Genomic DNA, 15613 nt, shown 5'->3' with positions numbered 1-15613 from the left:
TCATATATGACTCCATTTATCGCAGAAGTGATCGGAACGATGCTTCTTATATTGTTAGGCAACGGTGTTGTAGCCAATGTTGTCTTGAAAGATACCAAAGGAAATAATTCCGGATGGATTGTTATTACCACTGCTTGGGCGTTAGCCGTTTTTGTCGGGGTAACCGTTGCAGGCCCTGTAAGTGGAGCTCATTTAAATCCAGCGGTAACCATTGGCCTTGCTGCTGCAGGAAAGTTCTCCTGGGATTTAGTACCTTCTTACATCGCTGCTCAAATGATTGGCGGAATGCTGGGTGCATTTCTGGTATGGTTATTCCATAAAGATCATTTTGCCATTACGGAGGATGAGGGAGCAAAGCTGGCTTGTTTCAGTACAGGCCCTGCTATCAGAAAGGTTTCATCCAATCTTATCAGTGAAATTATCGGAACATTTGTACTGGTATTTGTGATTTTCCACTTCTCAGATCCGAGTATAGCTTTACAAGCGGATCCTAATGCAAAAGTTGGACTTGGTACTGTAGGAGCTATTCCCGTTACATTTCTTGTTTGGGTGATAGGACTTTCCTTAGGAGGAACTACAGGATATGCCATCAACCCAGCCAGAGATCTTGCCCCAAGAATTATGCACGCCATTCTTCCGATAAAAGGAAGCAGTGACTGGAGCTATGCATGGATTCCTGTAATAGGCCCTATTATAGGTGCTGTAATTGCCGCTTTACTATTGATGATTTTAAAATAAAAAGTATAAGTGATGAAAATACTAAAAGGAATCTTCCTCCTACTTCTAGGTACAGGAAAATTATTTTCTCAGGAAAGCAGTGATCCTAAGGAAACGAAAGAAAGCAGACTGGATTTTACAGCCAATATTCAAAACAACCATTTATGGAGAGGTTTGATTATTACAGACAAACCGGTTGTAATGGGTAATCTTTCGTACGCTGTGGATGCGGAAAAGAAATGGAAAGTGGGTATTTGGGGAGCTTCTGCACTGGCAGATGACAAAGACAACACCCATTACAAAGAGATCAATTACTATGTTCAATATTCTAACGGACGTTTTTATATTGGATTATGGGATCTTTACAACTCAAGAAACATCAATACAGCCGTTGCTGCCGATGACATCTTTAGTTATTCACAAAGGAGAACAGCTCATATCATCGATTTAAGAACCAATTATACATTCGGACCGTTATTCCCGATTAATATTGAGGCAGATATTATGCTTTATGGAGGCGCCAATGCAGGAGAAGTTATTCTGGAAGCTGACGGAAGCTATAAAAAGAACAGATATTCCACCTACATTCAGGCAAGTTACCCTGTAATAAGCGGACAGAAAGTGAATCTGGATGCTTTTGTAGGAGCCGGATTTTCACTCAATGGAAACACCTTCTTGTACGGAAATGGAAAAAACAATTTTGACATTGTTAATGTAGGAGTAAAAGCAGGAAAAGTATTAAAGATCACAGATCATTATAGTCTTCCCGTTTCTATGATGGCGATGTGGAACCCGTCTAATAAGTATGCGAGAATTCAACTTGCCGCAACAGTTTTTTAATCTAGCTTTAACTAAATTATATAAATACCGCTCCTTTTGGGGCGGTTTTTGTTATCAATAAAAGTCAATATCAGGGTTTTTACGGCTTCCCGGTTTGGTAAATATTCCTAATTTTGAAAAAAAACTATGAAAAAGATTTTCAGTTTAGCCATCTTGTGCATCAGTATGTTCGCTTTAGCACAGACAAAGACCCCATTTACCGGACACAGAAGTTTTGATATTCTAAAAGGATATAGTGGTACCGGCACTCCTCATTATTATGTGGATATGAAAAAAAATGGCGATGTACATTTTGGATACGTCCAGGTGAATCAGGCCAACGGAAAGGAAACCAAAGAGGAAATAAATGCAGGCAAATACGTTCCCAACAAGGTAATGAAAGTTGTATTTAAAAAGTTTGACGAAACCTTTTTTGTAAAGCTTGATAAAAACAAAATTTATCTTACAGATGAAAAAGGAAACATTCAAAACCTTGAGGGTTGTTGTTCCTCCAGCGAAAGCATAGACAAAGAAACCTGCACCTGTGAAAGTGAGCTGTATCAATAACAATCTGACACTCGGCCAAACCATATTGTGATTGCAAGAGTATTTTATATCAATGAAAATTTTAAGAATTTTACTGCTATTCTTTCTGATGGCTTCATGCAGCAAGAAAGAAAATCATCCTTACACGTTTTATTACTGGAAGACCAATTTGAAATTGGATCAGGAGGAGAAAAAAACACTGGATCAGGCTTCTGTCCCCTATTTATATACACGCTTTTTTGATGTTGACAAAGTTGGAGGGAAGTTTCAGCCCGTTGCTGTCATTACAAAAGACAAGAGTTTTGAATCCAATAAACAGATTGTACCGACAGTTTTCATCACCAATCAGACTTTGCTGGGTATTTCTTCGGAGGAAATTAAATTTCTCGCAGAAAGTATTCATCAATTAGTTCAAAAGAAGTCTCAAGAATATCATTTGAAAATCAATAATGAAATTCAGATTGACTGTGACTGGACCGCGGGAACAAGGGATGATTATTTTAAATTTTTAAAAGAACTTAAAAAGGTATCCGGAAAAGAAATCACTTGTACGTTACGCCTTCATCAGGTTAAGGATAAAAAGCAAACCGGAATTCCGCCGGTAGAAAAAGTGTACCTGATGTGCTACTCGACTTCCTCACCATTGGAAAAGTCCGATAAAAACTCAATTCTGGATGTACATATTCTAAAAAGTTATCTTTCAAAAATGGAAGATTATCCCATCAAAAAAATTGAGGTAGCACTGCCTATTTATTCATGGGGGATTGTTACCAATCATCTTGACAAGCACAGACTGATCAATGCCTTATCTAAAAAGGATCTTGAAAACCCTAATTTTAAGAAAATCTCTGATCATGAAGTTGAAATAATGAAAGACGGCTTCTACTTCGGAAACTATCTTAATAAAGGTTTTAAAATAAAGGTGGAAGAAATTTCCAAGGAACAACTGGAAGATGTCACGAATTTCCTTGAGAAAAAAATCCCACATTTTAATATTATTTATTATCAATTAGATAGTAAATTTGTATTAGATCGAAAATTTTAAATCTTTTACAGATTAAGGCAGATCATAAAAAGCCTCATTAAGCTAAATTATTTTCTGCCCGCACCAACACTACAAACAACTATATAAAATTATAAAAACACTACACACCCTATGAAAAAATACATTCTTTCACTTGCGGTTGTATCTCTTTTCTACACGAATTCTGATGCCTGTGCATGGTCGGATCCTGATTATGAATACTTCAATCTTTTTACACAAAGTATTATCAAGGATAAATCTTACCTGCCTTTTCTGCATACCTACTCCAGCAGATTCTTTGGCGGATACAACCCGTCTCTGATTCCTGATGACAATGTTGAAGCATGGAAAAAATTCTTCAACAATCAGCTTACTTATGCGGAGACTCAAAATCTTGTATATAAATTAAGCATGAATGATCTGAATGCTTTAAAGAACGGCACCCCAACCCAACCCCTTTTACAAAAACTGGGAACCGGTTTTTATCAGAAATATAAAGAGGGGATTGATTATCTAATTGAAGCCAAGTACTTGGAGCCTTACATGAGCATCAATTATGTTGAAACCGAAAACTCTTTCTATTCTTATAGCAGAAATGAAAGCAAGAAAGATGCAACTTCTCTTGATTACAATAAAACAATCGCCGCTCTTACATCTTTGTACAATGCTGCCAGAAATCCTGAGATCAAGCAACGTTACGGATACCAGCTTGTACGTTTGAATCATTATACAAGAAACTATGATTCTGCGGTACAAGCTTTCAAAACCTATATAGAACCCATTAAGCTAAAAGGTACGGTTTACTTTATGGCACTGGACCAGCTAGCGGGAGCTCAAAGGGGATTGGAAATGAACGGTGATGCTAACTGGAATTTCTTCCAGGTATTCATGAACAGTAAGGATCGTAAGGAATCTGCATTTATTTCTATGAAGCTTTCGGATACAGCCTCTTTCAGTAATATCATGAAGAGAGCAAATACGAATGAGGAAAAGAACATGGCTTATTTCCTTTTAGGATATGAAGACTTCAATAATCCGATTCCTATCATGGAAAAGATGTTTGACATCAATCCTGATTCTGAGATTCTGAAAGTAATGGCCGTAAGAAGCATTAATGAACTGGAGAGAAGTTATCTTCCTACTTATTACTATACGTCATCCTCTTTGGGGAAGGTATCTGTACACACAGGAAATACTGAAACCAAAACCTCAAAAGATACTCCTGCAGATAAAGCTACAACAGAAGTAAAAGAAGAAAAAATTTCTTTCTGGCAGAAGATTGTTCGATTCTTTAAAAATCTTTTTGGAGGATCATCTTCTGATAAAACAGGTGATGGAAAGAAAGCTGATCAAAGTGATGATGAATTACTAAATAATCCAAATAGAATTCCTTTTTATACAACCGGATATGAAGGTTATGACCAAACGACCAAAGACTATCTGGATGATCTGGAAAAATTCACCGCAAAAACCAAGGAAAAATCAAAAGATGAATATTGGCAGATTGCAGATGCATACCTTAAGTTTTTAAAGAAAGACTATAAGGAAAGTACTGAGATTCTTAACGACATCAAAACTACCAATCCTGAATATCTGGAGGAAATTAAAAGAATGAAAGTTCTTAATGATATTGTTTCCCAGCCTAAAGTAGATGCAGCCTATGAAGATCATTTAATGAAAGATTATGCTGAATATTTTGTGGAAAAAGAAGTAAAAAAGGACACCGCCAATGTTAATGATTATGACTATTATGGAGATGTTCCGTCTACTGCAGACTTCCTTAAGGATGTGATGGCCAACCGCTATTTCCTTCAGGGTGAGGACGGAAAATCTTTCCTGATGAACAACAAACTTTCTGATCTTCAATACAATCCGAATTCTAATCTGGTAAAGAGTGTTGAAGAATTTTACAGAAAACCTAATAAGTCACAGTTTGAACAGCAGATCATCGCCAAGAACATGGACAGTGTAGGAAACATTGACGCTTTCTTTAATACTATTTATGGTGACAGGGCTATGAGACTTGCAGACTTCGACAAGGCTAAATCGTACTATGAAAAAGCTCAGAAATTTGCAGGAATACCAAGAGTAAATTATGACTGGACGGAAAACAACGGACAAACTATTACTCAGAAACAATATACCCCTACCGAGTATAATGGTTTTAATAATATTTCCAATCTGGTTTTCGGGCATAATGTATGGGAAAGCTTCCAAAGTCCGGATGCTGAAAGTATGAAAGCTGAAAATTATGCAGACTTCCCTTTCATTAAAAATACTATGAATAAGCTTGAACTTACCGATGTCCTTATCCAGCTTAAGAAAATAGGAACCGGAAATGATGAAAAAGCAGCAAAAGCTAATCAGCTTATCGGAAACCTATTGTATAACACTTCTATTTTAGGATATTACCGACAACTGTTTGTAATGGATATTGACAACAGCAACGGCGGAAAATACTACTTCTGGAATACGAATAACAGTAACCCGTACAAGTATTATTACAAAAACTTCCTTGATACTTCTTATATTGAACCGGATAACTTTGATTTGGCTATCAATTATTATCAAAAGGCACTTAAGCTTTCAAACAATAAGGAGGAAAAAGCAAGAATACTTTTCCAAATGGCAAGTGCTGAGCAGGGTAAATACTATCAGTACGAAGCAAAAGCACAGAAAGATTTCGATTACTCTGATCCAAAGTGGTCTGAAAAAGAAGATGCTCGCCAGAAAGAAATGGATAATCTTAAAAATCAGAAATACAGAACTTACTTTGCACAGTTAAAAACTCAGTATTCTGATACTGAAGCAGCTAAAAACCTTATGGGAAGCTGTAGTTATTTTAGCTACTTTATGAAAAGATAATGTAAAGAAGTTATATCTGAAATTTCAGGTAAAACTCAAGACAAGTTTATTATATATCAAATAAAAAAGGAATCACTTAGATTCCTTTTTTTGTTCTTGCTTCTTTAGCCATTCTTCATGCTTCTCTCTGAAAAAATCATGCTTATAGTCCTGATTTCTTTTTGCAGCATCAATGGAATGAGACGTATGAATATCAGCATCTTTCCTGGCAAACTGGGCCAGGTTTTCATAATAGCGGTGAAGCTGATCCAATTCTTTTTCTGTAAGCTCTTCAATATCTACAATTCTATTGCTGGCTTTCTCATGAGCAGCAATGAGTTCATTCAGTTTAATCTGTGTGGCTTTTGAATCTTTATTCTGCGCTTTCTGAATAAGAAAAACCATTAAAAAGGTAATGATTGTAGTTCCGGTATTGATAACAAGCTGCCAAGTTTCCGAATAATCAAAAAAAGGCCCGGAAAATGCCCAAGCCACTACGATAGCCATCGCTCCTAAAAAAGCATTGGGGCTTCCGGTAAATCCTACAGCCCAGTTTGAAAATTTTTCAAAAAGATTTTTATTTTGATGGTCCATAATAGGGTTATTTTATATAATAAATGTATAAAATTAACCTGAACGAATGAAAGAAATATTTAAAATCAGGATGTAGGCTCAAATACCAGGTACCTACCCTCCTATTTCATCTTTCGGAATCTATGCCACCAGATCAGAAAACCCGTAATAGGTAAAGAGCAGCCAATAAGAGAGACTATGAAATACAGAATAATACTTGGCAAACCCATAATTTCTCCTGTATGCAGAGGTTTAGCCAATGCCGTGAATTGCTTGTTTAACGGTTTATCAGAAAACAGCTCCTTTGTTTTAAAAACTCCAGTTTTATCAAAGGTTACTTCATCAGGAAGCATCATTCCCAAAAAGTTTTGCCTATTGGTTTTTATCACTACATATCGTGGATTTTCCTTGTTGGGAAGCTCAATACTGGTTGTAGCGGTATATGGAAGGTGCTGGTCTGCTAATTTTAAAATCTTATCGATGGATGCCGATTCTGAGTTTTTAAGGTTTTTCTTTTCATCCTGCTTCTGAAGCATATCTTCTAAAAGTCCTCCGAAAGCATCATCTGCACTGTCTTTATCTTTTGAAATATTATCGATGGATGATCCTCCCAAGCTTACAATAAGACCATTCTTTACCCACGGATAAGTTACATACAACCCAGTAACGGCAATAAAGAAAAGCATCATGAAAGTATAAAATCCGAGTGTGTTATGCAGATCGTAGTTAAGTCTTTGGAATTTTGCCTTGAACATTACAGTTAGTCCTTGCTTCAGGAACTTTAGTTTTTTAGGTAACCAAAGTATTAAACCTGAAATCAGCAGTACACAAAACATCAATATACCAGCTCCCAATATCTGACGCCCCACATTTCCCATCATCAGATTTCTGTGAATATCAAGAACAATTTCAAAGAAACGGCTTGACCCCACATCTGCCTGCCCAAGGATTTCACCTGTATATTGGTTATAATAAGTAGCTTTATCCAATTGCTTTTCTCGGTAACCTACCACGTAGCTTCTTCCCGCATCATCAGGCATCAGTAAGGAGGTTAATTCCTTACCGTCATTTAAAAGTTCAGCCTGAATCTGGTCTGTACTTTTAACCTGTTTGGATGACGAAGTGATATACACCTTATCTCTGTTACTAAAATCAGTAATCTGGTTTTTAAAGGCATAAAGACACCCTGTAAGACATACCACAAAAACAATAATACTTGATAAAAGTCCCAACCAAAGATGGATGATCCACATTACATATTTAATGACCGATTCATTCTTCCGTCTTTTCCTGTAAAGGCTTTTAAACAATGTTTTCATTTTTGTTATAATAGCAAAAACATTAAGACAGTTTTGCCGTCTTAATGTTTTTAAATTGATATGAATAAATTAAAAAGTTAATACGAATTTAAGGAAAGATTACTTCCAGCTTAAACCAGTATTAATATCGGTTATTTTCTTCCTTTAAACTGAACATCTTTTACAATCTCCTCAAATTTTGTAAAGTGTTCCGGAGTTAATGCCTTTTGGATGGCAGCTTTTCTTTGGGCATCAAATTTTTCCCAGTATTTCTTAGCTAGATCATTATTCCCATGATATACATCGTGAGCATCATTGAATGCTTTTTCAAAGGCATCATTCGCAGCATTTACCATCTTGAATTCATCTTCAGAAAGTTGAGCTTCTGCTTTTATTTTCTCTAATAAAGCATTGTCATATCTTGGTCTTTTTCTGGAATTTTCATCAACAAACTTATTGAATTTTTCCATTTGTGGAACATCCAATACTTTAGCCATTTCAATAGCCTGTTGCGCTCTCAGTTCCTCACCTTTAATACCCAAAGCAACACGGTCCATATTCCCACCCTGAGCTTTTGCAGCCTGAAAGTTCTGCTCCTGTAATTGCTGGTACTTTGTCGTAATTTCATCAAAACTTTTTTCCTGCTCGGGAGTAAGCTTTACTTCTGTTTTGAATTGATTATAATCTACACCTTTCTTCTTATCTCCTGAACATGATAGAGTAATTGCTCCAAGAACTAATGCTAAGATTACTGTTTTTACACTTTTCATAATTGATGATTTTGTTGATTAGAATTTATAGTTTACCTGTACAGCAAAGTTTCTAGGCTGAATTTGATCAATATATCCACCTCTGAAGTAAGAGTTATATCCTACTGAATCAAAGATATTATTGAAGAACCCTCTTAATCCTACTCCATTTTTGAATGTATATCCTATCTGAGCATCAACAGTAGTATAGTCAGGCATGTTAAATGGTCTTTCACCAGGTTGTGTTCCGTTCACGTGACCATTATCTAATATTACATCAAGTTTATAATCATCAACAGGTCTGGTTCCTACATAATAAATACCGGCCCCTATGTCAAACCCAGTTAAAGCTCCTGTATTAAATTTATAATTTAACCAGGCATTTGCAGTATGCTTCGGCGTGTTTATCGGCGCTGAACCATTTACAAATGAAGGACTGTCCTGATACTGTGCATCTACATATGCCCATCCTGTCATAACCTGAAGATTAGGTAGTATTTTACCGATTAATTCAACCTCTACTCCTTGTCTTTTCAGTTCTCCGGCAAAAGCATATTTTCCTATCCCCTGACCATTGCTTCCCAAAAGTTCGTATGAAAGGTTATCGGTGTAGATATTAAAGTAAGTAACATTGAATCTTAATCTTTCATTAAGCCAGTCTGATTTGATCCCTGCTTCCCACTGTTTAGTAGTTGATCCACCAACGGTACCTCCTGTAGCTAACTGATTGTTAGAATTTCTTAAAGAAGTAGTGCTTGTATAGGAACCAAAAATATTCATGTTTTCAATTGGAGAAACCATAATTCCAAATGACGGGTTCCAAGCAAAGTCTTTTTCTTTATCAGAACCAATCAATCTGCTGTAACGAAGTCCTAAATGAGCTTTTAAATATTTATTGAAAGTAATAACATCCTGTGCCATTAATCCCATTGTTGGAGCCACCGTATTAACAGAGCTAGCAGTAGATGTTTTTATCTCAACCCCAGTAGGAAGAATATTGTTAATTTCATTTAAAACATTAATTTGATCAACATTTTCGGCTTTATATGAAGTTGTTGTAACGTTAGATTCTTTCCAATCGAAACCTACCTGAAAAGTATGTTTCATAAATCCGGTCATCACATCTGCTCCTATGAAGTCAAATTGAAATACTTTATTCAAATCCTCTCTATCAGACCTGGTTAATGTTCTATTACGGTATTCAGTTGGATTATCTCTCTTTAAAGGAGCTAATGCTGCTCCAACGATTTCAGACTGGTAAGAAGAGCTCATAAAGGCAGCTCTTAATTTTAACTTCTCAGTAAGCTTTCTTGTAGCTGTAGTTGAGAAATTAAATGTTTCAATTTTTGCATTATCTGTAGAAAAACCAAGGAATTTTCTTCCAGGTATTTTATAAATTGCCTCAACATCTCCTTTTGCAAGGTTTATTGTTCCTCTATCCGGAGTGGTATTATTGTGCATATAATCCATCTCCACAACAATTTCAGTTTTATCGTCCGGACGGATTGCAATAGATGGATTTACATAGATACGATCTGTATTAACAAATCTTCTGAAACTATTATTACTTTGGTAAGCAGCATTTAATCTTACTGCTACTTTTCCTTGAGAATCTAATACTCTCTGGAAGTCAACTGTTGGTCTGTAGAAGTCCCAGCTTCCATATCTGAAACCTACATTTGTCTGATTAATAAATTTAGGAACTTTTGTCACTACGTTTATTACCCCACCTGCGGAACCAAGACCATCACCGATACCTTGTGTAACGGCAGCAGATCCTTTTATCACCTGAATACTTTCTACTCCCTGCATATCGGTAAGCATTGCCCCTGTACGGAAGTCAGAATCCATCTGAACTCCGTTTTTCAAAACAGGTACTCCTCTGTATCCTCTAATAGACATACTTTCTCTGATACCACCATAACTACCAAACTGAGTAACTCCCGGAACATTTTTAGCAACATCTGTTACTGTCAGTCCACCCAAATCTTCAATTACTTTATAAGAAATTACGGAGATGCTTTGGATCTGGTCTCTGGGCTTCAATGGGAGTCTTGTAATAGCTTCAAGACCTTCCGGCTGTTTTTTTCTTTCACCAAAAAGTTCTACTTCTTCAATTTTTTTATGCTTGATTGAATCGTTTGTCTTCTGTGCATTGGCAAGAACCCCACCTAATAATAGCAGAGAAAAGGATACTACTTTATTCATCTGATAATTTTTTGCAAATTTATTATTTTTAATAATTCTAAATAAACAAATCAAACTGACATATGTCACTTGAAAAAGAATAATCATTACCAGATTATTAATCATTACATCTTTATTATAAAAATATACCAACAGGATCTATTAATCATTAGGTTATATCTTCATAAGAAAGCATATGATTGTAAAAAATTAAATTAAAAAAGTAAAGTTTCTGATTAATTATATGCATAAAAAATCCGTTCCTAAAAAGGAACGGATTCTATAATTATTGCAAAGTATGCAATTATCACACTTTAATTTCAACGTCTACACCGCTTGGTAACTCTAATTTCATTAGAGCATCAACAGTTTTAGAAGAAGAAGAGTAGATATCCATTAGTCTCTTGTGAGCTGATAATTGGAACTGCTCTCTTGCTTTCTTGTTTACGTGCGGAGATCTCAACACTGTGAAGATTCTCTTGTTCGTTGGCAATGGAATTGGACCGTTTACAACAGCACCAGTAGCCTTTACCGTTTTTACGATTTTCTCAGCAGACTTGTCTACCAAGTTATAATCGTAAGATTTTAGTTTTATTCTGATTCTTTGTGACATTTCTTTAATTTAAAAATTAACCTTTTGCTTTAGCTATGATTTCTTCAGCAACGTTTTGTGGAGTAGCTTGGTACTTCTCTAATTCCATAGAAGAAGTAGCTCTTCCTGATGAAAGTGTTCTTAGAGTAGTAACATAACCAAACATTTCAGAAAGTGGAACTGAACCTTTGATAACAACAGCACCGTTCTTTTCTTCTTGTCCACTGATTGTACCTCTTCTCTTGTTAAGGTCACCAATGATGTTACCCATGTATTCTTCTGGAGTTACAACTTCCAGTTTCATAATAGGCTCCATAATTACTGGCTTAGCAGCACGTCCCGCTTCTTTAAATCCTAATTTAGCAGCCATTTCAAAGGAAAGAGCATCAGAATCCACCGCGTGGAAAGATCCGTCTTTAAGAACAACTTTAATACCTTCAACTTCGAAACCAGCCAAAGGACCGTTTTTCATTGCAGCTTTAAAGCCTTTTTCAATTGCAGGAACAAATTCTCTAGGAACGTTACCACCTTTGATCTCATTGATGAATTCTAAACCAATTTTACCTTCGTCAGCAGGTCCTAGTTCAAATACAATGTCAGCAAATTTACCTTTACCACCAGATTGTTTTTTGTAAACTTCTCTGTGGTTAGCAACTTTTGTTAAGTTTTCTTTGTACTCTACCTGAGGTTGTCCTTGGTTTACTTCAACTTTGAATTCTCTCTTCATACGGTCAACAATGATATCCAAGTGAAGCTCACCCATACCAGAGATAATCGTTTGTCCAGAAGCTTCGTCAGTTCTAACAGTAAACGTAGGATCTTCTTCAGCCAATTTAGCTAAAGCATTACCCATTTTATCTTGGTCAGCTTTAGTTTTAGGCTCAACAGCGATACCAATTACCGGATCAGGGAAAACCATCGATTCAAGAACGATTGGGTTTTTCTCATCACACATAGTATCACCAGTTTTGATAGATTTGAAACCTACCGCTGCACCAATATCACCAGCTTCAATATATTCTACTGGGTTTTGCTTGTTAGCGTGCATCTGATAGATTCTTGAGATTCTTTCTTTATCTCCTGAACGGGTGTTCAAGATATAAGAACCTGCATCTAGTCTTCCAGAGTAAGCTCTAAAGAATGCTAATCTTCCCACGAACGGGTCAGTAGCAATCTTAAATGCTAATGCTGCGAAAGGCTCATCTACAGATGGTTTTCTTGTAATTTCAGCATCAGTTCTTGGGTCAGTACCTTTGATGTCATCTTTATCCAATGGAGAAGGCAAGTATTTACATACTGCATCCAACATAAACTGTACTCCTTTGTTCTTGAATGAAGAACCACAAGTCATTGGGATAATAGATAAATCGATAGTAGCAGCTCTCAATGCAGCATTGATTTCTTCTTCTGTAATTGAATCCGGATCTTCAAAGAATTTCTCCATTAAAGTTTCGTCATACTCAGAAACAGCTTCTACCAATTTCTCTCTGTATTCAAGAACTTCAGCTTTCATGTCTTCAGGAATTGGCACTACCTCGAAAGTAGCTCCTTGTCCTGCTTCATCCCAAATGATAGCTCTGTTTTTAATTAAGTCAACTACACCTTTGAAATCTTCTTCAGCACCGATTGGTAAAACGATTGGAACTGCGTTAGATCCTAACATTTCTTTAACCTGGTTTACCACGTTAAGGAAGTCAGCACCTTGTCTGTCCATTTTGTTTACGAATCCCATTCTCGCTACTTTGTAGTTGTCAGCAAGTCTCCAGTTTGTTTCAGACTGAGGCTCTACTCCATCTACTGCAGAGAATAGGAATACCAATCCATCCAATACTCTAAGAGATCTGTTTACCTCTACTGTAAAGTCAACGTGTCCCGGTGTATCAATGATGTTGAAGTGGTAAGGTTTAGTATCTGCAACAGGTTTTCCTTGATCCGTTGGAAAGTTCCAAGAACAAGTAGTTGCAGCTGAAGTAATGGTAATACCTCTTTCTGCTTCCTGCTCCATCCAGTCCATTGTAGAAGCACCATCGTGAACTTCACCAATTTTGTGGTTAACACCTGTATAGAATAGAATTCTTTCTGTAGTGGTAGTTTTACCTGCATCAATGTGAGCAGCAATACCAATATTTCTTGTGAATTTAAGATCTCTTCCCATTTCAGATTAGAATTTGAAGTGTGAGAAAGCTTTGTTAGCTTCCGCCATTTTGTGAGTATCAGATTTCTTTTTGAAAGCTGCACCTTCTTCTCTTGAAGCTGCTACAACTTCATTAGCTAATTTCAAAGCCATAGACTTATCATTTCTCTTTTTAGAGTAGCTAATTAACCATTTCATTGCCATAGAAATTTTTCTATCAGCTCTGATTGGCATAGGAATCTGGAAGTTAGCTCCACCTACTCTTCTAGAACGTACTTCTACGTGAGGCATAACGTTTGTTAATGCATCTTTCCAGATTTCAAGTGCAGTTTTCTCAGTTTCTCCTTTTTTAGTTTCTACGATATCTAATGCATCATAGAAAATTTTGAATGCGATTGACTTCTTACCGTCAAGCATTAAGTTGTTTACGAATCTCGTTACCAATTGATCATTAAATTTCGGATCTGGTAACAACGGTCTTTTTTTCGCTTTTGTCTTTCTCATTGCTTTTGTACCTTATTTAATGATTATTTTTTCTTTCCTTTTGCAGGAGCAGCAGCTGCTTGTCCTGGTTTAGGTCTCTTAGCTCCGTACTTAGATCTTCTCTGAGTTCTTCCATTTACACCAGCTGTGTCTAAAGCACCTCTTACGATGTGGTAACGTACTCCCGGTAGGTCTTTCACCCTTCCGCCTCTAACCAATACTATCGAGTGCTCTTGAAGATTATGTCCTTCGCCCGGGATATAGGCGTTAACTTCTTTACCGTTAGAAAGTCTTACCCTTGCAACTTTTCTAAGTGCAGAGTTAGGTTTCTTAGGTGTAGTAGTATATACTCTCGTACATACACCACGTCTTTGTGGACAAGAATCAAGGGCAGCCGATTTGCTCTTCTTGGCAAGCGTGGCTCTTCCTTTTCTTACTAATTGTTGAATAGTAGGCATTTAATTGCTTTTTATTTTAGGGTGCAAAAATAATAATATTTTTTTAATTGACAAGCAGTTATGTAATTTTATTTCTTATCTTTTTTTCCTATTTGTTTTCCATAACGATCTGAAACCACGATGAATTTTATATTATTCAATCATTTTTGGATCATGAAAATTGACATTAAAAAATTAAAATTTATTTAAAGGCATCCTTTATTACTTTTCCTTTCATGTATTGTTTAGGTATTCCTAAAAGTTCAGCCATTGTACTGGCAATATCAATCTGTTCGTAATTCCCTGTGCTGATGGTTGTATTCTTTTTAAAATCCGGCCCTATTGCAAAAAACTCAATATGCCTGCATCCTGCACAGTCATCTCCATGTTCTGCAAAACCTCCATTGGCATCCAGATGTCTTCCGTGATCGTTAGAAACAATCAGAGTTGTTTTATCCTTATAGGCAGGAAGCGACTGGATATACTCCCAGATCTCCTTAATGGAAGCATCAGTAGTTTTTATAGCCTTAATATACTCGTTCCAGTTATTAGAATGTCCATAAGAGTCTACATCCTTAAGATTAATCACCATCACATTTGGGCTATACTTCTTCATTACTTCCTTTGTATTAGCTATTGTTACAGCATCAGCTCGATATCCTGAACCATTACCGCTTACTCCACAATCTACACTTGGCTGAAACTTTCCATTCCATTCTTCAAGTTTACAGTTATTTAATACTTCTAACTTATCCTTGGAAGCAATAACCCAAGCCTTTGTCTTTTCTGCTCCGGTATATTTTAGCCATTGTTGCATTACAGATGGAAACCCAGGCAACTCGGTACCGTTATTTTTAATATTTTCATACACTCCCGAACACATGGCACTATGACCCGGATTGGTATTGGTGGTTCCGTTGTTTCTGAAATTACTGATAAAAACACCTTGGCTCAACAAACTTACTCTATTAGGTATATTCTCTTTATTAGCGGCTTCCCATGTTTCTGAAATACGAGGTCCGTCTACAACCAGCAGAACTACATTTTTAGTTTGGTATTTTTCCTCGGTTTTTGTTTGTGCTTCTGTATCATTACTACTGCATGAAAGTATTGAAAACAACAAACTGAAATACAAGAAGATCTTCTTCATAGCTTTTTTACTTTTTTATAGATTTAAAGTGCAAAGCTAGAAAACGGACACTGAGGGTTT

Annotated in this window: 14 protein-coding genes; 5 read left to right on the top strand and 9 right to left on the bottom strand. The window is 36.3% G+C overall.

All coding sequences use genetic code 11. The features are described from left to right. The first annotated feature begins 6 nt into the window (after positions 1-6). From EG359_RS16660 to EG359_RS16640, 5 genes are all read left to right on the top strand, one after another. Entirely contained in the window at positions 7-738 is a 732-nt protein-coding gene (locus EG359_RS16660) for an MIP/aquaporin family protein (protein WP_076353256.1), read from the top strand. A 12-nt stretch (positions 739-750) separates the two neighbouring features. After that, complete coding sequence (locus EG359_RS16655) at positions 751-1557, top strand: hypothetical protein (protein WP_084180371.1); 807 nt, start codon at positions 751-753, stop codon at positions 1555-1557. 126 nt (positions 1558-1683) lie between these two features. Next, positions 1684-2103 (top strand): hypothetical protein, encoded by a 420-nt coding sequence (locus tag EG359_RS16650; protein WP_076353255.1) that lies wholly within the window; start codon positions 1684-1686, stop codon positions 2101-2103. Between the two features lie 52 nt (positions 2104-2155). Continuing rightward, entirely contained in the window at positions 2156-3127 is a 972-nt protein-coding gene (locus tag EG359_RS16645) for a hypothetical protein (RefSeq protein ID WP_084180370.1), read from the top strand. 111 nt (positions 3128-3238) lie between these two features. After that, entirely contained in the window at positions 3239-5971 is a 2733-nt protein-coding gene (locus EG359_RS16640; protein WP_076353254.1) for a hypothetical protein, read from the top strand. A gap of 72 nt (positions 5972-6043) precedes the next feature. On the opposite strand, the gene EG359_RS16635 is transcribed toward EG359_RS16640, so the two are convergent. From EG359_RS16635 to EG359_RS16595, 9 genes are all read right to left on the bottom strand, one after another. Beyond that, the gene (locus EG359_RS16635; protein ID WP_076353253.1) at positions 6044-6544 is read right to left on the bottom strand and encodes a low affinity iron permease family protein; all 501 of its coding nucleotides are present in this window, start codon (positions 6542-6544) and stop codon (positions 6044-6046) included. Positions 6545-6645: 101 nt separating this feature from the next. After that, positions 6646-7842 (bottom strand): PepSY-associated TM helix domain-containing protein, encoded by a 1197-nt coding sequence (locus EG359_RS16630; RefSeq protein ID WP_076353252.1) that lies wholly within the window; start codon positions 7840-7842, stop codon positions 6646-6648. A 131-nt stretch (positions 7843-7973) separates the two neighbouring features. Beyond that, entirely contained in the window at positions 7974-8591 is a 618-nt protein-coding gene (locus tag EG359_RS16625; RefSeq protein WP_076353251.1) for a hypothetical protein, read from the bottom strand. 18 nt (positions 8592-8609) lie between these two features. Next, positions 8610-10778 carry a TonB-dependent siderophore receptor gene (locus tag EG359_RS16620; protein ID WP_076353453.1) on the bottom strand — a complete coding sequence of 723 codons (2169 nt, stop codon included), beginning with the start codon at positions 10776-10778 and terminating at the stop codon, positions 8610-8612. 286 nt (positions 10779-11064) lie between these two features. Further along, positions 11065-11370 (bottom strand): 30S ribosomal protein S10, encoded by a 306-nt coding sequence (gene rpsJ / locus EG359_RS16615; RefSeq protein ID WP_002661363.1) that lies wholly within the window; start codon positions 11368-11370, stop codon positions 11065-11067. A gap of 16 nt (positions 11371-11386) precedes the next feature. Beyond that, positions 11387-13504, bottom strand: coding sequence for an elongation factor G (gene fusA, locus EG359_RS16610; protein ID WP_076353250.1), 2118 nt, complete (start codon positions 13502-13504; stop codon positions 11387-11389). Positions 13505-13510: 6 nt separating this feature from the next. Continuing rightward, positions 13511-13987, bottom strand: coding sequence for a 30S ribosomal protein S7 (gene rpsG / locus EG359_RS16605; protein WP_034677991.1), 477 nt, complete (start codon positions 13985-13987; stop codon positions 13511-13513). 23 nt (positions 13988-14010) lie between these two features. After that, positions 14011-14424: a 30S ribosomal protein S12 gene (gene rpsL, locus EG359_RS16600; RefSeq protein ID WP_002983146.1), complete on the bottom strand. Its 414-nt coding sequence runs from the start codon at positions 14422-14424 to the stop codon at positions 14011-14013. A gap of 181 nt (positions 14425-14605) precedes the next feature. Beyond that, positions 14606-15553, bottom strand: coding sequence for an alkaline phosphatase family protein (locus tag EG359_RS16595; RefSeq protein ID WP_076353249.1), 948 nt, complete (start codon positions 15551-15553; stop codon positions 14606-14608). Between the last annotated feature and the right edge of the window lie 60 nt (positions 15554-15613).

Origin of the sequence: Chryseobacterium joostei (assembly GCF_003815775.1) — a bacterium.
Classification (GTDB): Bacteria; Bacteroidota; Bacteroidia; order Flavobacteriales; family Weeksellaceae; genus Chryseobacterium; species Chryseobacterium joostei.
The sequence above is the reverse complement of the archived record's forward strand: the minus strand, read 5'-3'. Positions and strand labels throughout refer to the sequence as shown.

Excerpts from the sequence above, each read along its gene's own strand:
- EG359_RS16660 (WP_076353256.1), top strand. The coding sequence starts at position 7 with ATGACTCCATTTATCGCAGAAGTGATCGGAACGATGCTTCTTATATTG.
- EG359_RS16655 (WP_084180371.1), top strand. The coding sequence starts at position 751 with ATGAAAATACTAAAAGGAATCTTCCTCCTACTTCTAGGTACAGGAAAA.
- EG359_RS16650 (WP_076353255.1), top strand. The coding sequence starts at position 1,684 with ATGAAAAAGATTTTCAGTTTAGCCATCTTGTGCATCAGTATGTTCGCT.
- EG359_RS16645 (WP_084180370.1), top strand. The coding sequence starts at position 2,156 with ATGAAAATTTTAAGAATTTTACTGCTATTCTTTCTGATGGCTTCATGC.
- EG359_RS16640 (WP_076353254.1), top strand. The coding sequence starts at position 3,239 with ATGAAAAAATACATTCTTTCACTTGCGGTTGTATCTCTTTTCTACACG.
- EG359_RS16635 (WP_076353253.1), bottom strand. The coding sequence starts at position 6,544 with ATGGACCATCAAAATAAAAATCTTTTTGAAAAATTTTCAAACTGGGCT.
- EG359_RS16630 (WP_076353252.1), bottom strand. The coding sequence starts at position 7,842 with ATGAAAACATTGTTTAAAAGCCTTTACAGGAAAAGACGGAAGAATGAA.
- EG359_RS16625 (WP_076353251.1), bottom strand. The coding sequence starts at position 8,591 with ATGAAAAGTGTAAAAACAGTAATCTTAGCATTAGTTCTTGGAGCAATT.
- EG359_RS16620 (WP_076353453.1), bottom strand. The coding sequence starts at position 10,778 with ATGAATAAAGTAGTATCCTTTTCTCTGCTATTATTAGGTGGGGTTCTT.
- rpsJ (WP_002661363.1), bottom strand. The coding sequence starts at position 11,370 with ATGTCACAAAGAATCAGAATAAAACTAAAATCTTACGATTATAACTTG.
- fusA (WP_076353250.1), bottom strand. The coding sequence starts at position 13,504 with ATGGGAAGAGATCTTAAATTCACAAGAAATATTGGTATTGCTGCTCAC.
- rpsG (WP_034677991.1), bottom strand. The coding sequence starts at position 13,987 with ATGAGAAAGACAAAAGCGAAAAAAAGACCGTTGTTACCAGATCCGAAA.
- rpsL (WP_002983146.1), bottom strand. The coding sequence starts at position 14,424 with ATGCCTACTATTCAACAATTAGTAAGAAAAGGAAGAGCCACGCTTGCC.
- EG359_RS16595 (WP_076353249.1), bottom strand. The coding sequence starts at position 15,553 with ATGAAGAAGATCTTCTTGTATTTCAGTTTGTTGTTTTCAATACTTTCA.